General features: G+C 74.7%; 18 protein-coding genes and 2 pseudogenes. 8 read left to right on the top strand and 12 right to left on the bottom strand.

Translation table 11 applies throughout. The features are described from left to right. Positions 1–184: 184 nt before the first annotated feature. Entirely contained in the window at positions 185–1,498 is a 1,314-nt protein-coding gene (locus OG852_RS15195; protein ID WP_330348234.1) for a DUF4190 domain-containing protein, read from the bottom strand. Positions 1,499–1,652: 154 nt separating this feature from the next. Between OG852_RS15195 and OG852_RS15200 the strand changes: the two genes are divergently transcribed. Together OG852_RS15200 and OG852_RS15205 are read left to right on the top strand one after the other, a co-directional pair. Beyond that, the gene (locus tag OG852_RS15200; RefSeq protein ID WP_443064648.1) at positions 1,653–2,873 is read left to right on the top strand and encodes an adenosine deaminase; all 1,221 of its coding nucleotides are present in this window, start codon (positions 1,653–1,655) and stop codon (positions 2,871–2,873) included. Positions 2,874–2,891: 18 nt separating this feature from the next. Then, positions 2,892–3,578 (top strand): glycerophosphodiester phosphodiesterase, encoded by a 687-nt coding sequence (locus OG852_RS15205; RefSeq protein WP_330348235.1) that lies wholly within the window; start codon positions 2,892–2,894, stop codon positions 3,576–3,578. Here the strand turns inward: OG852_RS15205 and OG852_RS15210 are convergent. Continuing rightward, a pseudogene (locus tag OG852_RS15210) lies at positions 3,562–3,714 on the bottom strand (NADP oxidoreductase); the annotation flags it as partial. The gene OG852_RS15205 and the pseudogene OG852_RS15210 overlap by 17 nt on opposite strands. Here OG852_RS15210 and OG852_RS15215 point away from each other — a divergent pair. Beyond that, a pseudogene (locus OG852_RS15215) lies at positions 3,711–4,066 on the top strand (winged helix-turn-helix transcriptional regulator). The pseudogenes OG852_RS15210 and OG852_RS15215 sit on opposite strands and share 4 nt — an antisense overlap. Here OG852_RS15215 and OG852_RS15220 read toward each other — a convergent pair. Then, positions 4,048–5,754 carry an RNA polymerase sigma factor gene (locus OG852_RS15220; protein WP_330348236.1) on the bottom strand — a complete coding sequence of 569 codons (1,707 nt, stop codon included), beginning with the start codon at positions 5,752–5,754 and terminating at the stop codon, positions 4,048–4,050. The pseudogene OG852_RS15215 and the gene OG852_RS15220 sit on opposite strands and share 19 nt — an antisense overlap. Before the next feature lie 264 nt (positions 5,755–6,018). Here OG852_RS15220 and OG852_RS15225 point away from each other — a divergent pair, with 264 nt between their 5' ends. Beyond that, positions 6,019–7,167, top strand: coding sequence for a serine hydrolase domain-containing protein (locus OG852_RS15225; protein WP_330348237.1), 1,149 nt, complete (start codon positions 6,019–6,021; stop codon positions 7,165–7,167). 94 nt (positions 7,168–7,261) lie between these two features. Further along, complete coding sequence (locus OG852_RS15230; RefSeq protein ID WP_330348238.1) at positions 7,262–8,137, top strand: hypothetical protein; 876 nt, start codon at positions 7,262–7,264, stop codon at positions 8,135–8,137. Here OG852_RS15230 and OG852_RS15235 read toward each other — a convergent pair. Continuing rightward, entirely contained in the window at positions 8,134–9,024 is an 891-nt protein-coding gene (locus tag OG852_RS15235; RefSeq protein WP_330348239.1) for an NADP-dependent oxidoreductase, read from the bottom strand. The genes OG852_RS15230 and OG852_RS15235 overlap by 4 nt on opposite strands. 125 nt (positions 9,025–9,149) lie before the next feature. Between OG852_RS15235 and OG852_RS15240 the strand changes: the two genes are divergently transcribed. After that, positions 9,150–9,557: a winged helix-turn-helix transcriptional regulator gene (locus OG852_RS15240; protein WP_330348240.1), complete on the top strand. Its 408-nt coding sequence runs from the start codon at positions 9,150–9,152 to the stop codon at positions 9,555–9,557. Positions 9,558–9,561: 4 nt separating this feature from the next. Here the strand turns inward: OG852_RS15240 and OG852_RS15245 are convergent, their stop codons facing one another. After that, positions 9,562–15,360 carry a TIR domain-containing protein gene (locus OG852_RS15245; RefSeq protein WP_330348241.1) on the bottom strand — a complete coding sequence of 1,933 codons (5,799 nt, stop codon included), beginning with the start codon at positions 15,358–15,360 and terminating at the stop codon, positions 9,562–9,564. 92 nt (positions 15,361–15,452) lie between these two features. Here OG852_RS15245 and OG852_RS15250 point away from each other — a divergent pair, with 92 nt between their 5' ends. Further along, positions 15,453–16,745, top strand: a complete 1,293-nt coding sequence (locus tag OG852_RS15250; protein WP_330348242.1) for an SLC13 family permease — start codon at positions 15,453–15,455, stop codon at positions 16,743–16,745. On the opposite strand, the gene OG852_RS15255 is transcribed toward OG852_RS15250, so the two are convergent. The 7 genes from OG852_RS15255 to OG852_RS15285 all read right to left on the bottom strand — a co-directional run bounded on the left by OG852_RS15255 (position 16,699) and on the right by OG852_RS15285 (position 21,338). Next, positions 16,699–17,583 carry an inositol monophosphatase family protein gene (locus OG852_RS15255; protein WP_330348243.1) on the bottom strand — a complete coding sequence of 295 codons (885 nt, stop codon included), beginning with the start codon at positions 17,581–17,583 and terminating at the stop codon, positions 16,699–16,701. The genes OG852_RS15250 and OG852_RS15255 overlap by 47 nt on opposite strands. Next, positions 17,555–18,217 carry a hypothetical protein gene (locus OG852_RS15260; RefSeq protein ID WP_330348244.1) on the bottom strand — a complete coding sequence of 221 codons (663 nt, stop codon included), beginning with the start codon at positions 18,215–18,217 and terminating at the stop codon, positions 17,555–17,557. The genes OG852_RS15255 and OG852_RS15260 overlap by 29 nt, the downstream gene beginning before the upstream one ends. A 75-nt stretch (positions 18,218–18,292) precedes the next feature. Beyond that, complete coding sequence (locus OG852_RS15265) at positions 18,293–19,252, bottom strand: hypothetical protein (RefSeq protein ID WP_330348245.1); 960 nt, start codon at positions 19,250–19,252, stop codon at positions 18,293–18,295. A gap of 77 nt (positions 19,253–19,329) precedes the next feature. Then, the gene (locus OG852_RS15270) at positions 19,330–19,839 is read right to left on the bottom strand and encodes a hypothetical protein (protein WP_330348246.1); all 510 of its coding nucleotides are present in this window, start codon (positions 19,837–19,839) and stop codon (positions 19,330–19,332) included. After that, positions 19,823–20,329: an RNA polymerase sigma factor gene (locus tag OG852_RS15275; protein ID WP_133917143.1), complete on the bottom strand. Its 507-nt coding sequence runs from the start codon at positions 20,327–20,329 to the stop codon at positions 19,823–19,825. Before OG852_RS15275 ends, OG852_RS15270 begins: the two co-directional genes overlap by 17 nt. Then, on the bottom strand, positions 20,326–20,979 hold the full coding sequence (locus OG852_RS15280; RefSeq protein ID WP_330348247.1) for a class F sortase: 654 nt from the start codon (positions 20,977–20,979) through the stop codon (positions 20,326–20,328). Before OG852_RS15280 ends, OG852_RS15275 begins: the two co-directional genes overlap by 4 nt. Continuing rightward, positions 20,976–21,338 carry a Tat pathway signal sequence domain protein gene (locus tag OG852_RS15285; RefSeq protein WP_133917145.1) on the bottom strand — a complete coding sequence of 121 codons (363 nt, stop codon included), beginning with the start codon at positions 21,336–21,338 and terminating at the stop codon, positions 20,976–20,978. The genes OG852_RS15280 and OG852_RS15285 overlap by 4 nt, the downstream gene beginning before the upstream one ends. Before the next feature lie 150 nt (positions 21,339–21,488). Between OG852_RS15285 and OG852_RS15290 the strand changes: the two genes are divergently transcribed. After that, positions 21,489–22,550: a substrate-binding domain-containing protein gene (locus OG852_RS15290; RefSeq protein WP_330348248.1), complete on the top strand. Its 1,062-nt coding sequence runs from the start codon at positions 21,489–21,491 to the stop codon at positions 22,548–22,550. Positions 22,551–22,651 lie beyond the last annotated feature (101 nt).

A 22,651-nucleotide genomic window follows, 5' to 3' on the forward strand; every position in this document is an offset into this window, starting at 1 on the left:
GGGCGGGGGTGCAGTCGGGCTGGGCGGCGGGGGGCCGGAGCCGGGGGTAACCGGGCCGGGGCAGGGGACCAGGGCGCGGGAGAGCAGGGGGTCTCGGGCGCGGGAGAGCCGGGGCCCGGGGCCAGGTCCTGGGGTGCCGGGGGTCTGGGGCCGGGGGCCATTCCCCTCCCCCGTCCGGCAGGTGCTAGGCCGGGATCATGAAGACCAGGACGCCCAGGCCCACTCCCAGGACGACGCCCGCGATGCCGCAGATGATCCCGGCCAGGGCCTGGCCCGGGTTGCCGGCCTCGCCCCGGCCGGCCTTCCTGCGGCCGATCGCGCCGAAAATGACGCCCAGGATGCCGGTGACGATAGCCAGCGGCCACACACAGAAGATCAGGGCCGAGGCGATCCCCAGCACCATCGAGGCCACCCCCATCCCGTTGCTCTCGATGGGCGGCATGCCGGGCCAGTAGGGGCCGCCCGGGCCCGGGGCGGGATAGCCGTAGGCCCCTGGGTAGCCGTACGGCATCCGACCGGGACCGTCCGGGGAAATCGGCGGCGGAGGCACCGGACCGGTCTGGGCGAGGGGCGGCGCGAAGGGGTTCGGCGGCGCACCGGCCGCCAAGGTGGCCGGATCCGGCGGAGGGAAGGAGGCGAAGGGGGTCGGCGCGGGCGGGGGCACGGGACTGGCCCAGGAGTGCGGGGCGGCGCCGACTGCGAGGGGCGGGGGTACGGCGTCCGCCGGGGGAACAGGCGTGGGGCCGTTCGCCGGGGGCGGTGAGGTGGCCGGGGCGGGCCAAGGCCGCGGGGCGCCGCCGGCCGCGAAGGACGAGGGCGCAGGGGCGGTGCCGTTCGCCGAAGGCTGCGGTATCGCGTCCGCGCCGCCGGCCGCGAAGGACGAAGGCGCAGGGGCGGTGCCGTTCGCCGAAGGCTGCGGTACCGCGTCCGCGCCGCCGGCCGCGAAGGACGAAGGCGCAGGGGCGGTGCCGTTCGCCGAAGGCTGCGGTACCGCGTCCGCGCCGCCGGCCGCGAAGGACGAAGGCGCAGGGGCGGTGCCGTTCGCCGAAGGCTGCGGTACCGCGTCCGCGCCGCCGGCCGCGAAGGACGAAGGCGCAGGGGCGGTGCCGTTCGCCGAAGGCCGCGGTACCGCGTCCGCGCCGCCGGCCGCGAAGGACGAAGGCGCAGGGGCGGTGCCGTTCGCCGAAGGCTGCGGTATCGCGTCCGCGGCAGGCGCGGTCTCGGGCGGCGGCTCGCTCGTGACGGCCGTGTGGGCGGAGGCCGCGTGGGTGTCGGCGGCGGGGGCGGAACCCTCGGCCAGGGGCACCTCGTCCGAGTGGACCTCGTCCGACCGCGTTCCCTCCGACCGCACGCCCTCCGGCGGAGCCTGCACCGCGGCCGCCTTCTCCAGCGGCACCCCGGGAGTCGTGTCCTCGGGGCCGTCCGGCTCGGTGGAGGCAGGGGCCGGCCATGTTTCACGGGCGGCGTCACCGGCCGGAGTCGGCGCGTCGTCGGACATGCACGGGTCCCCTCTGTCGAACGTTCCGTCATGCTACGGCCCAAGCCATGCCCGCGCGGGCGCAGCCCGAAGGCCGACGGCCGAGTCTCAGCGGCACCCCCACCTCCGTCGCCCCCTCCCCTCTCCCCCCGCCTACGATGGCCCTGACCCACCGATCAGCCGATCACCCGCGTCCCGTCCGGTCCGTTCGTCCGGCCGGGGGCGCCGTCCCGGGGAGGACCCCTTGACCGACCGCCTCGACGCCTCCGCCGCAGCCGCCGCGTCCGGCAGCCCCGCAGGTTCCCACGCCCCCGCCGGCTCCACCTCCTCCGGTGCCCCCGTCGGGCCCACCGCCGGTGCCGGGGTGCGGGACCTGCACGCGTTCATCGCCGGGCTGCCCAAGGCCGAGCTGCATGTCCATCACGTCGGCTCCGCCTCCCCCCGTATCGTCTCCGAGCTCGCCGCCCGGCACCCCGACTCCAAGGTGCCCACCGACGCCGAGGCCCTGGCCGACTACTTCACGTTCACGGACTTCGCGCACTTCATCGACGTGTACCTGTCCGTCGTGGACCTCATCCGTACCCCGGAGGACGTCCGCCTGCTGACGTACGAGGTGGCCCGGGACCTGGCCCGCCAGCAGGTGCGGTACGCCGAGCTGACCATCACGCCGTACTCCTCGACCCGGCGCGGCATCGACGAGCGGGCCTTCATGGACGCGATCGAGGACGCCCGCAAGGCGGCCGAGGCGGAGTTCGGGACGGTGCTGCGGTGGTGCTTCGACATTCCCGGAGAGGCGGGGCTCGAGTCCGCCGAGGTGACCGCGCGGCTCGCCACGGACGACCGGCTCCGGCCGGAGGGGCTGATCTCCTTCGGCCTCGGCGGACCCGAGATCGGCGTACCGCGCCCGCAGTTCAAGCCCTACTTCGACCGGGCGATCGCCGCGGGCCTCAGGTCCGTGCCGCACGCCGGGGAGACGACCGGCCCGGAGACGGTGTGGGACGCGCTCACCCACCTGCGCGCCGAACGCATCGGGCACGGCACCAGCTCCGCGCAGGACGAGAAGCTCCTCGCGCACCTCGCCGAGCACCGCGTCGCGCTGGAGGTGTGCCCGACCTCCAACATCGCCACGCGCGCCGTCCGCACCCTCGACGAGCACCCGATCAAGGAGTTCGTGCGGGCCGGGGTCCTCGTCACCGTCAACTCCGACGACCCGCCGATGTTCGGCACCGACCTCAACAACGAGTACGCGGTCGCCGCCCGGCTCCTCGACCTCGACGAGCGCGGCCTCGCCGACCTCGCGAAGAACGCGGTCGAGGCGTCCTTCCTGGACGGTCCCGGCAAGGCCGGGATCAGCGCGGAGATCGACACGTACACCGCCGCGTGGCTCGCAGACTGACCCGGACACAATGGGCCCATGCAGACGCTGACCGCCGTGGCCCATCGCGGCGCCCCCTACCGCTTCCGTGAGAACACGCTCGGCTCGCTGCGTGCCGCGCTCGCCCTGGGCGCGGACGCCGTCGAGTTCGACGTCCGCCTCACCAGGGACGGCGTGCCCGTGCTGCTGCACGACGCGACGCTGAAGCGGCTGTGGGAGCTGGACCGTCCGCTGCGGTCGCTGTCGGCCGACGAGGTGCGCGGACTGACGGCGGGCGGGGTGCCGACCCTCGCGGAGGCGCTCGCGGCGACCGAGGGCACCCGGGTGATGATCGACCTGCCGGGCACCCGGGACGTGCGGCAGGCGCGACGGGTGGTGGACGCGGTGCGCGAGGCGGGGGCGGCCGATCGCGCCTACTACTGCGCGGGCGCCGAGGAGATGCTCGCCGTCCGGGCGGCCGATCCGTCCGCCGAGATCGCCCTGACCCGCACCAGCGTGGCGCCGCCGCGCCCGGTCCTGCTCGACACGGTCAAGCCGCGCTGGCTGAACTACCGCTTCTCCCTCGTGGACCGGGCCCTGGCCGAGCGGGTCCACCGCGGCGGCCGGCTGCTCTCCGTGTGGACCCCGGACACCCGTCGCTCGATGCGCCGTCTGATCGAGCTGGGCGTGGACTCGATCACCACCAACCGCATCGACGTCCTGACCGGCCTCAGGGACGCGAGCTAGTGCCCCGGCACCAGCCCCTGGCGTACGCCAGCGGTGGCGAGATCGCCTGGGCGTCCGCGCCCTCGCCGAGCCACAGGCGGATCAGCAGCGCCGCCGTCGCCTCCAGCAGACCGGCCCGGGCCAGGCCACCGGATGACCGCCGACCAGGACTTCCTCGCCGACTGCCGGACCCGGCTCGCCTTCGACCTCGTCACCCACACCTGGAACCCGGTGGTGATCCGGGCCCTGAAGGAGGGTCCGGCCCGCCCGGGTGAGCTGCGGGCGCGCATCGGCGGGATCAGCCCGAAGGTGCTGACCGAGGCCCTGCGCCGGCTGGAGTTCAACGGGTTGGTGGCACGGCGGGCGTACGGCGGGTCGCCGCCCCGGGTCGAGTACGCGCTCACCGGTCCGGGGCGGACACTGCTCGCCCCGAGGCCTTCGGCGCCTGGGCGCACGACCACGGCGACGAGGCGCTGGACGCGCAGGACCGCTACACCCGTGAGGTCTGAGCCACCGTCGCCGGGTCGGCCGGGGTGTCGCGGGTGACGTACTGCGGCACGGGGGTGTCGTCGCCCCCGGTGTCCCGGACCAGGCCGTAGCGCACCGCTCCCTCGGGCGGGCCGGTGACGATGTCTTTCTCCACGGCGTCCCAGGTGCTGGGGAAGACGCTGACGCCGTAGTCGGCGCCGCGTTCGTTCACGGTGAGGGTGACGCTGCCGTCGACGTAGAAGTACTCGTTCTGCCACATCTGCTGGGTGCCGGCGGGCAGGACGGTGTATCCGGTGGCCGCGCTGCCCATGCCGGTGGCGGTGGCGTCGGTGGTGCTCGTCGGGTCGTCCATCCGGCGCCCGCCGCCCGAGGCGACGTGGAACAGCTTGCCCTTCAGGCCGGTCCAGGACGGCGGGACCAGGCTGCCGGACCGGTACCGCGGCGAGATCTGCCAGCGCACGAGGACATAGCCCCGGCCGCTGAGGGTGACCGCGTCCCCGCGGTGGTTCATGACGGCATGGGCGCCACCGGTGCTGGTGATGCCGGGCTCGGGCCGGTGCGGCAGGGCGCCGGGCGGGGTGTCGGGGTCGGGTGCCTTGTCGACGGCGTCGACGACACTGCCGTACTCCGCCTTCCTCGTCGCCGACGGGGACGGGGAGGCGGAGGCGGACGCGGATGCCGACGGTGCGGCGGACGGGGTCGGGACCGGCGCGCGCCGCGGCCCGGCGGTGGTGGCCGCAGCCGTGGGGACGGTGGTGGTGCGCGGCGGCGGGTCCTCGGGCGGGTGTACGGCGACGTAGACGCCGCCCGCCGCGAGGGTGGCGCCGGCCGTCACCGCGACGGCGGGCTTGGTCAGCGCGCCCAGCACCTTCGCGGACCAGCCGACGGAGGCGGAGCCCGTCACGGCCGCCGCGGTCTTGCCGCCGAGGCCGAGGGAGAGCGTGAAGCCGACCGGGACGGGGACCAGCGCGATGCCGACGAGCAGCCGTTCCGCCGGGACGACGGTCTCGCGGGTGTCCCCGCAGTAGCCGCAGCCCCGGATGTGCCGGGCCAGCCGTTTGCGCCAGACGGAGTCGGGGCGGCCGTTCCAGCGGGCGGTCAGCTCGCGCAGGTCGGGGCAGGCGCCGTCGAGGGCGCGCACGATGCCCCGGGAGACCTCGAGGCGTTCCTTCACCCGCTGGACGCGCACGGCGGCGTGCTGCCGGCTGATGCCGACGGCGGCGGCGAGTTCGCGGCGGGTGAGTTCACCGGCGACCTCCAGCCACCACAGGGACAGCAGCTGACGGTCCTCGTCGTCCAGCCAGCGCACCGCCTCCGCGACCTCGCGCCGCTGACCCTCCAACTGGAGCCTGAGCACGGTGAGTTCGGCGAAGTCGGCGCTTCCCTCGGGGGCCGCGCTCTCGTCGAGGCGGGTGGCGGTCCTGCGGCGGGCCCGGTCGCGGATCTGCCGCATGGCGATCGCCACCAGCCAGGGGCGGAAGCTGTCCGGGTCGCGCAGGGAGCCGAGGTTGTCGACGGCGCGCAGCATGGTCTCCTGGACGACGTCGTCCACGTCGGCGTGGCCGTTCAGGGCGCGGCCGACGATGTTGTAGACCAGCGGCAGCCAGCCCGCGACCAGCTCGTCCAGGGCCTGGCGGTCGCCCGCCTGTGCGGCGGCGACGGTGGCCCGCCAGTGCCGCCCGGCCTCGGCGTCGGCGTACGTCCTCATGCCCGCACCCTCTCAGCCGGGCCCCCGTGGTTGGCAATGTCGGAGATCACACCCGAGGGGACGGCCGAACCGGCCAGGGGATAACACTTTTTCGACACCCGTAGGGGCCACCCCTCACAACTCACCCATCGGTGAGGGGAGTTGCTCCGGGTCCGGTCAGGGCCGGGTGCCCTCCTCGGTGAGGATCCCTTTCCTCGCGCCGCGCCGGAGGATCTTCACGAACCTTCCGATCACCGCCCCCCTTCCTTTCCCAGGAGTCCTCGCATGCGCGCTCGTCGCCGCACGACCGTCCTCGCCGCCTCCCTCGTCCTCGCCCTCGCGGCGGCCGGACCGCTGGCCGCCGCGCCCGCGTTCGCCGCCGCCCCTGCCGTCCAGCGGGCGAGCACGCTCGACGAACAGGCGCTCGCCGCCGCGCTCTCCGGACTCCCGGACGCCGACGCGACCGCCGCCCTGGTCCGTGTCGGCGGTAGGGACGGCACCTGGCGCGGCAGCGCGGGAGTGCACGACCTGGCGAGCGGCAGGGCGGCCGATCCGGACGCGCGGTTCCGGGCCGGGTCGACGACGAAGACGGTGACGGCGGCGGCCGTGCTGCGGCTGGCGGCCGAGGGGAGGGTCGACCTGGACCGGCCGATCCAGCGCTATCTGCCGGGGCTCCTCGGCCGGCAGTTCCGGCCGATCACCGTTCGGCAGCTGCTCAACCACACCAGCGGCATCCCGGCCGGCGACGGACTCGGGAACACCTTCGAGGAGGTGTACGCCCATCGCTTCGAGTCGCTCCCCGCGCGGGAGGTCGCGGCCTCGGCGGGGGCGAAGGAGCCCGAGTTCCGCCCGGGGGAGAAGCAGCACTACCTCAACATCAACTACACGTTCCTCGGCCTGCTGATCGAGAAGGTGACCGGGCGGTCGTACGCCTCCGGGGCCACCCGGCTGGTGCTCGCGCCGGCCGGCATGCGGGACACGTACTTCCCGGGCAACGACCCGCGCGTCCTCGGCCCGCACAACCACGGCTACCAGGCGGTCAAGAAGGCCGACGGGACCACCGAGTACGTCGACGTCACCGAGTGGATCCCCGCCGACGAGGCGGCCGGCGGCATGATCTCCACGACCGCCGATCTCGAGCGCCTGCTCACCTCGCTCTTCCGGGGCCGGATCGTCCCACGGCCGCAGCTGCGGGAGATGTTCACCGTCCCGGCGGGCATCGAGGGCGCCACCTACAGCGCGGGGCTCCAGCGGTTCGAGTACGAGGGGACGGTCTACTGGCTCAAGTCGGGTGCCCGCTACGGCTACAGCAGCATGATCCTCGGCACCCGCGATCTCAGCCGCACGCTCGTGTACTCGGTCAACTCCACGAACGCGAAGGGCGAGGGCCTGAACGCGGTGGCCCAGCGGATCGCCCTGGCGGCGCTCAAGTAGGGGTGGCGAGGTACCCCTGGGGGGTATAACATCATCGCTGAATACCCCCGGGAGGTATTTAGCGACGACAGCGGCAATACGACGGGAGCCCGCCATGAAACCCCTCCAGACGATCGGGGCGTTCTCCGCCGGGCTCGCCGTGGTCTTCGGTGCCGCCTACGGCATCGGGGCGGGGATCGGGCCCGGTTCTCCGCCCCCGCGACCCGCCGCCGCCCACGGCGAGGCGCACTCCGAGGAGGCGGAGCAGATACAGCTCACCCCGGCCGGACTCCAGGTCTCCGAGGGCGGGCACACCCTCGACCTGGAGACCCGGACCCTGTCCGCCGGCCGGCCCGGCACCCTGCGCCTCACGATCAGGGACGCGCACGGGGAGCCGGTCACGTCCTACGCGACCGAGCACACCAAGCAGCTCCACCTGATCGTCGCCTCGCGCGAGCTGACCACCTACCGCCACCTCCACCCCACCCGCGACGCGGACGGCACCTGGAGCACACCGGTCGACCTCCCGACGGCGGGCTCCTACCGCGTCTTCGCCGACTTCCGCCCCGCCGGGGCGAAGAAGGGCCTCACCCTGGGCGCCGACCTCACCGTCACCGGGCGGTACGAGGCGACCGCACCGGCCCCGCCCTCCCCCACCACGACCGTCGACGGCTACACCGTCACCCTCGCCGGCCGACTGCGGCCGGGGGCGGAGAGCGACCTCACCTTCACCGTCGAGCGCGACGGCCGACCGGTCACCGACCTCCAGCCCTACCTCGGCGCCTACGGCCATCTCGTCGCCCTGCGCTCGGGCGACCTCGCCTACCTCCATGTGCACCCGCACGGCGAGGCCCGGGAGGGCCGCACCTCGGGCCCGGACGTCTCCTTCGCCGCGACCACGCCCAGCGCGGGCGCCTACCGCCTCTTCCTGGACTTCAAGGCGGGCGGAACGGTCCACACGGCGGCCTTCACGGTGCGCACCGGCGCCTAGGGAACCAGCACCAGCCGCCCCCGTACCCCGCCCTCCTCCAGGCGGGCGTGGGCCTTCGCGGCCTCGTCCAGGGGGTAGGTCTCGGCGACCCGCAGCGTCAGCACCCCCTCGTCCACCAGCGCCGCCAGCTCCGCGAGCCGCGCCCCGTCGGCGGCGACCGCCACGGCGGCCGTCCGCACCCCGCGCACCGACGCGGGATGCGCGCCGGGCCGCACGCCCACGTAGGCGCCGCCGTCCCGCACCCACTCCAGGGCCGCCCCACCGAGCACCGCCGCGTCCAGCACGGCGTCGACGCCGCCCGCCCCGACCTCGCCGGAGGTGAAGCGCGCGGCCCCCAGCGACCGTACGAGCTCCTCGTCGCCCGCCCTGGCCAGCCCGGTCACCGACACCCCGCGACGGGCGGCGAGCTGGACCGCGAACCCGCCGACCGCGCCCCCGGCGCCGGTCACCAGGAGCGACTGCCCCTCCTGCAACTCCAGCAGGTCCAGGGCCTGGACGGCGGTCAGGGCGTTCAGGGGCAGCGTCGCGGCATGGACGGCGTCGACCGTGGCCGGCGCCTTCGCCACCGCGTCCGTCTCGACGACGACGTACTCGGCGTGCGTGCCCACCGGACGGACCATGCCGGGATCCAGCGCCACCACCTCGTCGCCGACGCTCCACGCCGTGGCCACGCCCGTCGCGTCCACCGTCCCGGCCACGTCCCAGCCGAACCCGATGCGCTTGCCCGCCCCACCGAAGAACCCGCCCCGCACCCCGGCGTCCACCGGGTTCAGCGTGGCCGCCGCCACCTTGATCCTCACCTGTCGCGCCCCCGGCTCCGGTACCTCCGTCTCCACGACCTCGACGACCTCGGGCTCACCGAACGCCCTCACCACTGCGGCACGCATCTCGACTCCCCATGACTGAAAGGCTGTTGGTGCGGCTTTCCGCCGTACCGCGACAACCGTAGGAAGAGCTACTATCCATTCGGAAGTAGTTACCTGAGAGTGCCTAGGTCCCCGGGAGGGAAGCCATGGCGACCACCACCGCGGCCCAGCGGCGCGAGCAGGCGCGCGTCGCGTACGACGCCTTCCTGCGGGCCTGCCCCACCAACGAGCTCCTGGGCCGCCTCAGCGACAAATGGGTCAGTCTCGTCGTCGCCGCCCTCTCGCCCGGACCCCTGCGCTACAGCGACCTCAGCCGCAAGCTCGCCGGCGTCAGCCCCAAGATGCTCACCCAGACCCTGCGCACCCTGGAGCGCGACGGCCTCCTCAGCCGCACCGTCACGCCGTCCGTCCCGGTCCGCGTCGACTACGAACTCACCGACCTCGGCGGCAGCCTCGCCGTCCTCCTGACCGCCGTGAAGGACTGGGCGGAGATTCACATCGAGGAGGTCCACGAGGCCCGCGAGCGCTACGACACGGCGGCCCAGGACGCTTGACGTCTCACCTCAGCGGATCCTCCAGCGGCACGTTCCGCACCCCCGGCAGATGCCCGTCCAGCTCCCCGGGCTCGAACCGGCACATGCCGACCGCGTGCCAGAACTCGCCGGTGACGTCGCCCTCGTACTTGTAGCCGCCGGAGGGCGCCAGCGCGGCCCAGCCGCCGGGCAGACCCACCAGGGTGGCGCGCAGGGCCGCCGGGCCGTCGGCCGGGACGTCCCAGAGGCGGACCGTGCCGTCCTCACCGCCGCTGGCCAGCAGGGAGCCGTCGGGACTGAAGGCGACCGCCAGCACCCGCCCGGTGTGACCGCTCAGCGCGGCCGTCTCCCGCCCGGTGTGCGCGTCCCACAGCCGGACCGTGCGGTCGTCGCCGGCCGTCGCCAGCAGCGGACGCAGCGGATGCGCCGCGGCCGTCCACAGCTTTCCGGTGTGACCGGACAGCCGGTGCACGGCCACCCCGTCCCGCCAGATCACGGCGTCCCCGTCCCAGGCGGCACTGGCCAGCCAGGAGCCGTCGGCGGCGAACGCCACCGCGTACACCCGGTCGGTGTGGCCGTCGAGGACCGCGGTGATCCGGCGCTCCTCCAGGTCCCAGACGCGCACCCGGCGGTCGTCGCAGCCGGTGGCGAGGGCCCGCCCGTCCGCCCGGAAGGCGATGGAGCGGACCCGCCCGAAGTGCTCGCCGATGGTGACGACATGGGCGCCGGTGGCCCGGTACCAGAGGCGGACGGTGTCGTCGTCGTTGGCGGTGGCGAGCAGATCGCCGTCGGGGCTGAACGCCTCGGCCCAGACGTGGTCGGTCTCCGCGTCCATCTCCCGCTGGTACTCGCCCGTCGAGGCGTTCCACAGATACAGGTCGCCGTCGCTGCTCGCGGTGGCGAGGAGAGTGCCGCCGGGGCTGAACACGGCCGAGACCAGCCGGTCGCTCTGCCCGGTCAGCTCCCGAAGCCGCTGTCCGGTATGGGAGTTCCACAGCCGGATCACGCCGTCGTTGCCGCCCGCCGCGAGGATCGAGCCGTCGGAGCTGAAGGACAGCGTGCCGATCTTCCGGCCGTGGCCGCGCAGGATGCGCCGGCCCTGGCTGGTGGCGGGGTCGTGGAGCCGGACCACCCCGTCGTTGCCGCCGGTGACGAGGAGGGGCCCGGTGTCCGGGGCGGGGGCGTCGCCGTGCGGGCGGAACTTGCAGACCCAGACCGAGCCCCGGTGCTCGGCGGGCTGCCGGGTGAGCGGGACGGCCACCGGGTCCGCGCCCGGCTCGATCCGCCAGAGCCGGACCACGCCCTGGCTGTCCCCGGCGGCGAGCAGGGCGCCGTCCGGGTCGAAGAGCACCTGGTACACGGCGCCCCGGCAGCCGCCGAGCAGCCCGGCGCCGGTCCCCTCGGCCAGGTCCCACAGCCGCACCTCCCCCTCGGTGTCGCCGCTCACCAGGTAACGGCCGCCGGGGTGGAAGTCGAGGGTGTAGACCCGGCCGGTGTGCCCGGTGAACTCGTGCCGGAGGCTGCGGTCGGCGACGTTCCAGATCCGGACCGTGCCGCCCTGCCGCTCGTCGCCGCGGTCACCGGTGGCCAGCAGCGAGCCGTCCGGGCTGAACCGCGCCCGGTACACCGCGCTCTGGTGGCCCGGCAGCTCACCGGCCCACCGCCCGGTCGTGAGGTCCCACAGCCGTACGGACGTGGAGGCGTCCCCGGTGACCAGGGTCGTCCCACCGGGTGCGAAGGCCACGGTGTAGACGGGCGCGAAGTGGCCGGGCAGCCGGTGCAGCGGGGTGCCCGAGGCGGTGTCCCAGACGGTGACCACACCCTCGGCGTCCCCGGTGGCCAGCAGCGAGCCGTCGGCGTCCGGGGCGACGGGCCACACCCCGCGCGGATGGATGTCCAGCACCTGCAGACAGCGCCCGGACACCGGGTCCCACAGGCGCACGGTCCCGTCGGCGCTGCCGGTCGCGAGGACCCGCTGCCGGAACTTGACGGCGTAGACGCGGTCGGTGTGCCCCTCCAGGGTGCGCAGGGCGGTGCCGGTGGCCGCGTCGCAGACCAGCACCCCGCCGTCCTCGGCGCCGACGGCGAGGAGTTCGCCGTCGGGGCTGTAGGAGATCGGTTCGGGCAGTCGGCTGGTGCGCATGTCGAAGCCGTACGGCACCCCCACCGCCGAGGGCCGGAAGCCGGAGTCGACGGCCATACCGGGGGCGAGGGCGGCGGCGGCAAGCTCGGGCGCCCGCAGCAGCCCCTGCTCGGCGGTGGCGGTGACCAGGGCGGCGCGCTGCCAGCGGCCCCCCTCGACCCGGGCGCCGGTCAGGTCGGTGCGGATGAGCCGGGCCCGGCGCAGGTCGGCGCCGCGCAGATCGGCGTCGGAGAGGTCGGCGCCGTCGAGCCGGGCGCCGGTCAGCCGGGCGTCGCGCAGGACCGCGCCGGCGAGGTTGGCGCCGACCAGCCGGGCGTCGGTGAGGTCGGCGCGGGTGAGGTCGACGCCGGAGAAGTCGCGGTAGGAGAGGTCCTCCCCGGCGAGCGCGGCCCCGCGCAGATCGGTGTGGGCGGGCACCCGCAGCCGGGAGAGGATCTTCACGGCGTTGGCGCGGGCCACCTCGTCCTCGCCGCCGTCGAGTGTGCGCTCGGCCCATGCCTGGCAGGCACGGTGGTCGGCGAGGTCGCACAGGAACTCCACGGCGAGCTGACTGAGGCGGCGCCGGGCGAGCAGCGCGCTGTCCCCGGCGAGAAGCCGGTTCGCGCACTCACGGGCGATGAGCCACTCCACGACCGAGCCGTGGATGAACCGGAACACCCCGTCGTCGCTGCGCACCAGCAGGGTGCCGGAGCCGACGGCGTGGGCGGCCTGCCCCGGGGAGAGCCGGCCGGCGGCGAGTCCGGTGAGGGTCTCGGCCACATCGGTGAGCTCGTCGAGCCGCAACGACTCCTGGCCGGTCTGCCACAGCCTGAGGGCGAGCGCGGTGACCGCGTTCCAGAGCTGGTCGAGGCCGAGTCCGGGGGTGCGGCCGGGGCCGCCGCTCGCCCGCTGCTGCTCGTACGTCAGCCAGGCGGTGAGGACCTCTTGGTAGAGCCCGGCGGGGCTGAGGGCCCGGCCGGCCCCGGCGACCGCGCGCAGCTGGTCGTCGTCGAGGTCGGCGACGAAGCCGAGGAGGCGGGGGTTGCGGCACAGGGCGAGCAGGTCGGGGATGGCGTCGAGCAGGCGGACGCGGCGGTCGGCGGCGCGTTCGTCGCCGTCGTAGCGGTTGACCAGGTAGGCGCGTATCTGCTGCGGGGTGAACTCCTGGACGGCGAGGACACGGCGGTGCGGGAGCATGCCGACGCGTTCGCCCAGGGCGGTCAGGACCTGGCCCTGGGAGCGGAAGTGCTGGGTGCGGCTGCTGACGACGATCTTGGCGCTGTCCACGGCGGAGTCCAGCAGCACCTGGAGGCGTTCGGCGGCGCGGTCGTACGTCACGCGGGTGACGAGCTCGTCGAAGCCGTCGAACAGGAGCACGATCCGGCCCTGCTGGAGCATGTACCGGAAGGCGCGCAGGTCGATGTTGTCGACGCCGTGCGCGGCGAGGTGGGCGGCGACCAGGCCCTCGAAGGAGTAGGCGCGGTCGAGGGCGTTCAGCTCGACCAGCAGCGGGACGAGGTGCGGCAGTTCGGCGGGGATACGGCGGGCCAGCTCGCGCAGCGCGAACGTCTTGCCGTGGCCGAAGTCGCCGAGCAGCAGCAGGAAGCGGCCCTGGTCGGAGTCGAGGAGGCGGAGCATCGCGTCGACCAGGCCGTCGCGGTCCTCGGCGTCGAGCCGCTCGACCTCCCGGTAGCGCTGCGGCAGGTACATGCCCGGGGGATAGCGGGGGTCGGTGCGCAGGCGTTCGCTCTGGGCGCCGACGTAGGCGCGCAGGTCGAGCAGGCCCTGGAACTCGGTGAAGCTGCGCACCCGTACGCCCCGGCGGCGGGCCAGGTCCCTGAGCTCGCGGGCGGGCGGGGGGCCGTCGTGGACGAGTTCGGCCTCGGTCTCGGAGTCGGCGGCGTGGACGAGGGCGACGACCCGGTCGACGTCCTGGGCGGTGGGGGTGCCGGTGTGGACGGCGACGCGCTGCTGACGGACGAAGCCCGACTGGGTCCAGGTGACGAGGAGTTGGGGCACGGGTCCGTCGACGGGGCGGATCTGGGCGCCCTCGTGCCGGGTGCGGCAGACCTCGGCGACCCGGGCGAGCAGTATCTCGGCCGGGGACTGCACGGCGCGCGGCTCGGGGTCGGGCGTGCGGACCGTCTCCGGGTCGGCGGCGGTGGGGTCGGTGGGGCCGAAGGCGCGGTGGGCGCGGCGCCACTCGAGACGGTCCTGGCGTGGTTCACCGGGTCCCGGCCAGGTCGCGAGTCCGTCCCGGCCGATGCGCAGGAGCTGGTGCCGGGCGGGTCCGGCGACGCCGAGCAGGGGCACTTCGCCGGCGGCGGTGGTCAGCAGGGGGCGGGCGCCGGGTCCGGCGGGGCCGTGCAGCAGCAGATGGAGGCGGGGGGCGGTCAGGCGGGCCAGGACGTCCGTGTCGCGCAGGGGGCCGGAGCCGTTCTGGGCGGCCGTGCGCAGGACGCCCTGCGGGACGGTGCCGGGGGCGTGGCGCAGGGCGCCGATCCGCAGCCAGCCCTCCTGCTCGTACGGCCGCAGGGCCTGCGCGAACCAGGCGGCCTGCTCCCGGCCGACCAGGCCGTACTGGTCGTCGAGCCGGTGGCTGTACGCCATGGAGGAGTTGAGGCCGGCGACGACGGTGTGCAGTTCGGGCACCGGGAACAGGGTCCAGGGCTGGTCGCTGTCGAAGACGGCGTCGAGGCCCTGGTAGAGCTCCTGGAAGACGCGGGCGAAGTGGCGCCACTTGGGCCAGTAGGGCGGCCGGGGCGGCATCTCGTCGGCCTCGCAGGTGCTGAAGTAGGCGCGGCAGGCGGCCTGGTTGACGTCGTGGCCGCCGGGCACGAGGGCGACGCGGTGCGGTTCGAGGCCGAGCAGGGCGCGCAGTCCGGTGAGGAAGGCGAGCGCCTGGTCGAACTCGCGGGGGCTGCCGGAGGCGGTGAGGTCGCCGGTGACGACCAGCAGGTCCGGGGAGGGGGCGCCCGCGTCGGTGAGCTCGACGAGGTCGCCCCAGATCGCCGCCTGGAGTTCGGCCGGGTCCTGGCCGCGCCCGAAGACGGGCCCGGCCAGGTGGAGCACGGTGACCGCGTCTCGGACCGCCGGGTCGCCGTCGGTGCGCGGGTAGGCGGGCGGGGCCGGGGGTCTGCGGCGGCCGGCCCAGCCGAGTCCGCCGAGCGGGCGGCCGGGCGGGGGTGCCACCGGTACGACCGGTGCGGGCGCCGCGGGCTGTCCCTCCCCCGGGTAGCCGGGCCGCAGACTGGGGCGGGCCCGTCCGTCGAGGGCCTGCCGGACCCGGGTGAGCAGCAGGTCGCGGGCGGCGGCCGGATCGGTCACCGGGACGAGGTCGACGTAGGTGATGGTGGCGAGGAGTCCCTCCACGGGGATGTCCTCGACGCGGACGGTGATCAGCCGGCGCTCGGGCACGTCCGGGTCGGCGCGCAGGGCGGCCTGCCACTCCATCCGGCCGTACCTCGACCGCTCGTAGTTCCTGGACAGTACGGCGATGACGGCCGCGGACTCGCTCACCCCCCGGTCCATGAAGTCCACGAAGTTCGTGCCCGGCACGAAGTCCCAGGCCTGCAGGACGGTCCGGTAGCCGGCCTCCTCCAGGGTCCAGGCGATCCAGGACGCCCAGCGCTCGTCGGCGGGCGAGTAACTGACGAAGAAGTCCAACGGCCCGGTGTTCCCGGTCATCTGACGGTCCCCCATGTATTCATGATGCAATGGACGAGCGCCGTTTTGGACTGATTTCACGCCAACCCCCTGGTCACACGGGAGCACACCTGTGCGACCCTTCCCCCGTGTCTGTCTTACGGCGTCTGCATGTACTGGACCGGGTGGCGGTCGCCCTGCTCGCGACCGGACTGCTGTGCGTGGCCTCGGGCTTGCTGCCGGCCGCCGACGCGGGGGACGCGATGCGCCGGATCGCCCCCTTGCTGGCGTTCCTCGGCACCGTGATCGTGCTGGCCGAACTCACCAGCAGGGCGGAGGTGTTCGATGTGGTGGCGGCGAGCGTGGCCCGGGCGGGCCGGGGCAGCTACCCCCTCCTCTTCCTGCTGTGCGTGGCCTTCGCGTCGATCACGACGATCTCGCTGAACCTGGACACGACGGCGGTGCTGCTGACGCCGGTGATGCTGGCGCTGGCCGGCCGGGTGGGCATCGCGGCGGTCCCGCTCGCCATGACGACGGTCTGGCTGGCCAACACCGCGAGCCTCCTGCTGCCCGTCTCCAATCTGACGAACCTCCTGGCCGCGGACCGGGTGGCCCTGTCCTCCCTGGGCCTGGCCGGCCGGATGTGGGCCGCGCAGCTCGCGGCGATCGCGGTGACGACGGCGTGTCTGTGGGGCTTCTTCTGGCGCCGGGGCCGACGAGCGCCCACCGCGAGGCCCAGCCCGGGCGCCGGCCCGGGGGCGGCACGGGTGGAGCACCCGCGGGCAAAGGCGCCACGGGCCGACGCCGGGCGGACCGGCGCGGCGGCCGATCGGTATGTGCCGCCCGGTGCCCACCGGCCCGCCGACCCCGTGGTGTTCCGGGCCTGTGCGGTGGCCTGTGGGGGGTTTCTGCTGGCCATCCTGGTCGCGGACGTGGAGCTGTGGGTGGCGTCGGCGACGGCCGCGGCGGTGGCCGTCGTGGCGTTCGCCGCGCGGGAGCGGGCGGCGCTGCGCTGGTCCCTGGTGCCGTGGCGGCTGCTGGTGATGGTGCCCGGGATGTTCCTGGTGGTGGAGACGGTCAACGCCCACGGACTGCATGCGCTGCTCTCCTCGGCGGTCGGGCACGACGGCGGCACCCTGGGCCTGTTCCGCGCCGCGGCGGTCGGCGCCGGGCTGTCCAACGTCCTGAACAACCTGCCCGTCTATCTGGCGGGCGAGGGCGCGGTCCCGGTGGGCAACCACGACCAGCTCCTCGCCCTGCTGATCGGCACCAACGCCGGTCCGGTGATCACCCCGTGGGCCTCCCTGGCGACCCTGCTCTGGTACGAGCGCTGCGTCGCGTACGGCGTACGGGTGCCGGTGGCCCGGCTGATGGGCACGGGCGCGGTGCTGGCGGTCAGCGCGGTCGCGGCGTCGGTGACAGCGCTGGCGCTGACGCGGTAGCCGCGGCCGGGCCGGCCACCAGGTCCAGCAGGTGGGGCAGCAGCTCGGGGCGGGCGGCGACGAAGGAGCGGTCCGTGTCCGGGCCGGTGAAGGACGCCGGGAAGTCGCGGCCGTCCAGGTGGCACAGGCGCACCCCGGCCTCGCGGGCGAGGAGGGCGCCGCCCGGCAGGTCGATCGCCTCGGCGCGGTAGCCGACGAAGCCGTCGATGTCGCCCCGGGCGAGCATGGCCCAGGCGACCAGGGGCGCCCAGAGCTGGAGCAGGCGGCGGGAGCGCAGTTCGAGGGTGTGGCGCAGGGCGCGGGCAACGGGGTCGTCACGGCGGACCGCGTGGCCCTGGGTCCAGGCGAGGAGGGGTCCGGCGGGGGCTGCCGGGCGGGGGGCGGGAGCGAGCGGGCCGTCGGGGCCGCGGGCGCCGGTGCCGTGCACGGCCGACCAGGTCCGGCCGGTCAGCGGCTCGTGCACGACCCCGACGACGGGCAGCGCGTCGACGCACAGGGCGATGCCGACGACGTAGACGGGCAGCCCGATCACCACGTTGTTGCTGCCGTCGAGGGGGTCGACCAGCCAGGTCCGGCGGCCGCCGTCCCCGGCCGCCGCGTCGCCCGTCTCCTCCGCGAGGATCCGGTCGTACGGGAAGTCCTCCCGGATCCGGTCGACGACCAGCCGTTCGGCCAGCAGGTCCAGGTCGGTGACGACATCGCCGTTCGCTCCCTTGGGCCGGGCCGCGAAGCCGTCCGGGAAGCGGGAGCGCAGCAGCGCCCCCGCGGCCTCGGCGGCCGCCACCGCCGTACGGCACTCCCGGGTGCGGTCAGCCGGCGGGCGGGGGTTCGGGCTCATGGATCCTCCTGAGCGCGGCCTGGGCGATCCGGGCGGTCTGGGCCGCGTCGCACATCCTGCGGACCACCCGGTGGCCCGGGGCCCGTAACGGGCCCAGGGAGAGGTCCGCCCGGCCGGGCAGGGTCCGCCCCAGCACCAGGGTGGCGGTCGGACGGCCGTCCGGCACCACGGTGGTGTGGAACTCACCCGCCGGCAGGGCGTAGGTCTGGCCCCGGGAGCTGGTCTGGCCGGGGCCCGGCACACAGCGCACCAGCCGTCTGGTGGGCCGCAGTTCGTCCACACCGGTGGCCCTGCTGAGGACCTCGAAGACGCGGTGGGTGGGTTCCGCGGTCTCCTCGGCCACCCCCATCCGCCGGTTGTCGAGCTGTCCGTAGAGCACGGTGCTGATCAGGTCCCAGCTGTGCGAGTGCACCTGGTGATCGGTCAGGATCGGGTCCGTCGGTCCGAAGACGTGGACGCAGACGCCGTCCGGCCCGTCCCGCAGCACGGGCAGACAGACGAACCCCAGTGGATGGCGCACCGCGCGCAGTGCGCGGCCGCCGGTGGCGACCTGCTGCAGTTCCGATGCGGCGTGCCGCACCAGCTCGGCGGACTCACCCCGCCGGGCGGCCCGTTCCAGGGCCGGGTAGTCCATGGTCTCCCCCTCGATGACCTCGATCGACCTCGATGGACCGGTCGATGGAACTCGACGGACCTGAGTGGGGCGCGGTCAGCCGCGGTAGGGGTCCTCCGCGCGCAGCGCCTTGTCGACGATCTCGCCCACGTCGCGGTCGGTGAAGCTGGACGGCAGGGGCACCCCGAGCCGGTCCATCAGGCGTCTGACCTCGTCCACGGTGGGTTCGTCGCCGAGCTCGGTCGCCTCCCGCAGATCGAGCTTGACGGCCTGCTCGCGGCTCTGGTGCAACTCGGTGACGTAGTAGTCGTACAAGGGCCGGTCCCGCTCCACGCAGAGGCTGACGCGGCGCGGGTCGTCCTGGGTGATGATCAGGCAGGTGTCGGAGAGGTCGAAGCGCAGCGCGGGGGCCACCGAGCTCAGGTGCACGTCGATCTCCAGAGTGTCCAGCCGCTGCCGGTGCCAGACGGCGGCCAGGACGGTGGCGTACGACTCCTTGCGGGTGCGTTCCGTGGTCCAGCCGCCGGTGCCGTCGTGGCCGAAGGTGCGGCGGAAGCGGGCGTAGGCCTCGCAGACCCGGTCGTCGGCCGGGTTGACGATGTCGATCTTCATGCTGAGGGCGCGGCGCTGCCGCTGGGCCTCCAGGACGCACTGGGGCAGGGTGACGGCCCGCAGATAGGTGCCGGTGCCGCCCTTGAACACCCACCGGGCCGTGGTGCGGCGGGCCTGTTCGTGGGCGAGGGTCACCTCGGGTCCGGCGAGGCTGCGCACCATGGCCAGGTCCTCGATCGCCCGGCCGGTCGCGGCGGTGGCGGCTCTGATGTCGGCCATCCGGCGTCGGCGCTCGGTCAGCGAGCCGTACACCAGGGCGGCCAGCACGAGCAGGATGGACCCGGTGACGACGTTGTTGTCCCGGTCGAAGTCCTGGTCGGTGATGTCCAGCAGACCCACCGTCAGGGCGACGCCGATGGCGACGACCCCGTCCGCGTTGCGGACCGCCCAGGCGATCGAGTCCTCCAGCCGGCGTCCCGGCCGCTGCGGTTCGCTGCGCGACACGTCCCCCACCCTCCCCCGACGGCGACTTCCATGGTAGGAGCACCGACCGGCCGACGGCTACGGCGTGCGAATCGGCCTCAGCGGCGCGTACTCGACGCCGAGGGCGCGCTCGACGGCGCCCGGGGGGTGGTGGAGCGCTCGACGTCGGAGGCGGAGGTGGGGGCGTCGCTGGCCCGGGCGTCCTCGGAGGCGCGGGACGCCTTGGAGGGGGTGGGGGTGCCCCGCCGCTCGGCCGCCGAGGCCTCGGGCACGGCCGAGGGGACCGCGTCGGCCGACGGGTCCGGTCCGGTCGACGGGCTGCTCGCCGGGGCCGGGGCGAGCGGGACCGTCGGGCGGGCCGGGGGCTCGTGCGTGGTCGGCCGCAGCGGCAGCAGCACGGCGAGCGCGGCGACGGCGCAGGTCGCGCCGACCCCGGCGGCGGTGCGCAGCAGCCGACGGCGGGAGGCGCCGCGGCGGATCTCCTCGTAGCGGCCGGGCGGCGGGGCGAGATGGCCGGCGGGGGGCCGCAGAATGACGGTGAGCGGGTCGTCGGGCTCGGGGCGGTCGAGGTCCGGGCCGTCGTCGAAGTCGTCAGCGGGTGTGATCAAGGCTTCTCCTCAAGTGGGCGCGGAGCAGTTCGCGGGCCGCGTGCAGGTCGGCCTTGACGGTCCCTTCCTTGCGCCCGGTCAGCACGGACACCTCCCGGATCGGCATGTCAGCGTAGTAGTGCAGCATGATCGGCACGCGCAGCCGGTCGGGCAGCGACTGCACGAGCAGCCGGACCGAGGGGTCGTCCGGTGCGGCGGCCGGGTGCACGGCGGCCTCGGCGGTGGCCCGGCGCACGGCCCGGCGCTCCCGCTCCAGCTTGCGCCAGTGGTCGCGGACCAGGTTGGCGGCGGTGACGTAGAGGAAGCCCTGGGGTTCCGCGACGGACGTCCAGCGGGCCCAGAGCCGGGTGAAGGCCTCCGAGGCGATCTCGTGGGCGGTCCCGTCGTCGTCGACGAGCCGGCGGCACCAGCCGGCGAGGCGTGGGTAGAGGGCGGCGAACAGTTCGGACGCCGCCCTCTCGCGCTCACGGGAGCGAGCGGGCCGTTTCAACGTTCTCCCGCAGAGGTCGAGGCGGAGTCGGAGGCGGAGGTCAGGGCGGCGAAGACGATCACGTTGTCGCGGTAGCCGGCCCCGCTGCGGGGACCGCCGCACGTGATGAGACGCAACTCCGGCCGGTCCACGTTCCCGTAGACGTCCTCGGTCGGGAACTCCGCCTTGTCGACGGTCCGTACCTCGGTGACGGCGAACTCGGCCGTCGTGCCGTTCCCCAGGCGCGCCGCGATCCGGTCGCCCCGGCGCAGCCGGTCGAGGTGGCGGAAGACACCGTCGCCGTACTGGCCGACGGTGACATGGCCGAGGATCACCGACGGTCCGGTCTGCCCCGGCGTCGGCGAGTGCCCGTACCAGCCCGCGCGGTCGTGCGCCTGGACCGGCGGCACCTCCACGGTGCCGTCGGCCCGCAGCCCCAGCCGCAGCACCGGCGTGTCGACCCCGATGGCGGGGATCCGCAGCGTGACCGGCACCGAGCGTGCGAGGGGGCGCGCGGCCTGTGCGGTGCGGGTCGGGGCGACGGAGGGTGTGCCGGGGGCCGCGCCGGTGCCGGCCCCGCCCGTGGGGCGGTCGGCCGGGCCGCCGCCGCAGCCCGTCAGCAGGACGGCGAGGGCGGCGGCGGCCAGGGCGCGCCTGGAGAGGGGGCTCATGCGCCGGTCGCCCTCCGGCGCCGTACGACGAGGAAGCCCGCGCCGGCCGCGGCGAACGCGGCGGCGGCCGCACCGCCGCCGATCAGCCCGGCGTGGCTCCCGGAGTCCTCCGCGACACCGGTGTCGGCCGCGCCCCTCGGCACGACTCCGACCTGGGTCGGCACGGCGGAGGGGGCCTCGGAGGCCTTCCGGGCGTCCTCGGGGTTCCCGGCGTCCTCGGTCGCCGAGGGGACCGCGCCGGCCTCGCTCACCGCGGGGGTGCTGGGGATCGCGGACGGCGCCGCGTCGGCGAAGGCCGGGGCCGCGCCCGCCAGGAGGGCGGTGCCGACGGCCAGGGCGGCGAGGCCCGTTCGGGACATGAGTCGCATGTGTGGCTCACTTTCGTCAGTGCGTGGACCGTCACTGCGTGGACGGATCGTGCGGAGAGACGAGGCGGCACGGACCCAGGTTGTAAAGAACTGGCAAAGCGAGAAATGCTGTCTCCTTCCGAGGAATGAGAGGGACGTTCGATGAACTCACGTTCGGTACGCGGTGCGGTGGCGGTCGCCGCCTCCCTGTGCGCGCTGGTCGCGCTCTCCGCGTGCACCGCCCGGCCCGACACCGGCGCCGAGGGCGTGAGCGCCTCGCCCGCGCGGGCGAGGAACCTGAAGGTCGGCTGGTCGACGAGCACCCTGACGACCGCGTGGATGCGGCAGACGCTGACGACGCTTCAGGGGGACGTCGGCCGCCTGAGGTCGGCCGGCACGGTGGGTTCGTTCCGGGCCTTCGACGCGGGCGGCGACACCGCGCTCCAGATCGCGCAGATCCGCGCCATGGTGCGGCAGACGTACGACGTGATCCTGGTCGACGCCGGTTCGCCGACCGCGCTCGACCCGGCGCTGGAGGAGGCCGTCGCCTCCGGGGTCACCGTGGTCGCCTTCGACTCGCTGCCGACCACTCCCGCGGTCGTCAAGGTCGGCACCGACCGGCGGGCCTGGGGCGCGCTGCTGGCCGGCTGGCTGGTGGACGCGCTCGGCGGCACGGGCGACATCATCGCCATGGCCGGGCCGGCCGGCGCCGAGAGCCGCGACGAGCGGTGGGCGGGGGCCGCCGCCGTCTTCGAGCAGTATCCGGGCATCAAGGTCGTCGACACCGTGCACAGCGCGAACTCCGTGGAGCCCGCCGCCCGGGCCTTCGCCTCGGCGTACGCGAGGCACCCGGACGTCCGGGGCGTCTTCTCACCGGGCGGAACCCTGTCGGCGGCCGTGCTGCGGACGCTGGTCGAGACGGGCGGGAAGCTCGTCCCGGTCACCGGTGAGAACTACAACGGCTTCCTGAAGCTATGGCGCAGCGAGCGGACGGCGGGATTCTCCGCCCTGGCCACGGCCCAGCCCGACTACCTCTCGGTGATCGCCCTGGAGGCGGCCGTCGCCCAGCGGGAAGGGGTCAAGGTGCCCCCGGTCGTCGACGTCCCGCTGCCCGAGATCACCGACGACGTCCTCGCCCGGTACGCCGACCCCGGCGCGCCCGACGACACCTACCCGGTCGAGGCGCTGCCGCAGTCCCGGATCGACGAGCTGATCGGCCGCTGAGCGGGGAAGTCGTGGCGGTCGTGTAAGCGTTTTCTGAAGCTATGCCGCGCATTACGGAGCAATGAGGCAGCACCCTTGCGACCCTCTTCACCGTGCCGTAA

The organism is Streptomyces sp. NBC_00582 (assembly GCF_036345155.1).
GTDB lineage: Bacteria > Actinomycetota > Actinomycetes > Streptomycetales > Streptomycetaceae > Streptomyces.

Bases quoted from the DNA above. Each gene is read 5' to 3' on its own strand.
- OG852_RS15260 (WP_330348244.1), bottom strand. From the start codon at position 18,217: ATGGACTACCCGGCCCTGGAACGGGCCGCCCGGCGGGGTGAGTCCGCC.
- OG852_RS15205 (WP_330348235.1), top strand. From the start codon at position 2,892: ATGCAGACGCTGACCGCCGTGGCCCATCGCGGCGCCCCCTACCGCTTC.
- OG852_RS15285 (WP_133917145.1), bottom strand. From the start codon at position 21,338: ATGTCCCGAACGGGCCTCGCCGCCCTGGCCGTCGGCACCGCCCTCCTG.
- OG852_RS15245 (WP_330348241.1), bottom strand. From the start codon at position 15,360: ATGGGGGACCGTCAGATGACCGGGAACACCGGGCCGTTGGACTTCTTC.
- OG852_RS15225 (WP_330348237.1), top strand. From the start codon at position 6,019: ATGCGCGCTCGTCGCCGCACGACCGTCCTCGCCGCCTCCCTCGTCCTC.
- OG852_RS15255 (WP_330348243.1), bottom strand. From the start codon at position 17,583: ATGAGCCCGAACCCCCGCCCGCCGGCTGACCGCACCCGGGAGTGCCGT.
- OG852_RS15230 (WP_330348238.1), top strand. From the start codon at position 7,262: ATGAAACCCCTCCAGACGATCGGGGCGTTCTCCGCCGGGCTCGCCGTG.
- OG852_RS15235 (WP_330348239.1), bottom strand. From the start codon at position 9,024: ATGCGTGCCGCAGTGGTGAGGGCGTTCGGTGAGCCCGAGGTCGTCGAG.
- OG852_RS15220 (WP_330348236.1), bottom strand. From the start codon at position 5,754: ATGAGGACGTACGCCGACGCCGAGGCCGGGCGGCACTGGCGGGCCACC.
- OG852_RS15240 (WP_330348240.1), top strand. From the start codon at position 9,150: ATGGCGACCACCACCGCGGCCCAGCGGCGCGAGCAGGCGCGCGTCGCG.
- OG852_RS15280 (WP_330348247.1), bottom strand. From the start codon at position 20,979: ATGAGCCCCCTCTCCAGGCGCGCCCTGGCCGCCGCCGCCCTCGCCGTC.
- OG852_RS15195 (WP_330348234.1), bottom strand. From the start codon at position 1,498: ATGTCCGACGACGCGCCGACTCCGGCCGGTGACGCCGCCCGTGAAACA.
- OG852_RS15290 (WP_330348248.1), top strand. From the start codon at position 21,489: ATGAACTCACGTTCGGTACGCGGTGCGGTGGCGGTCGCCGCCTCCCTG.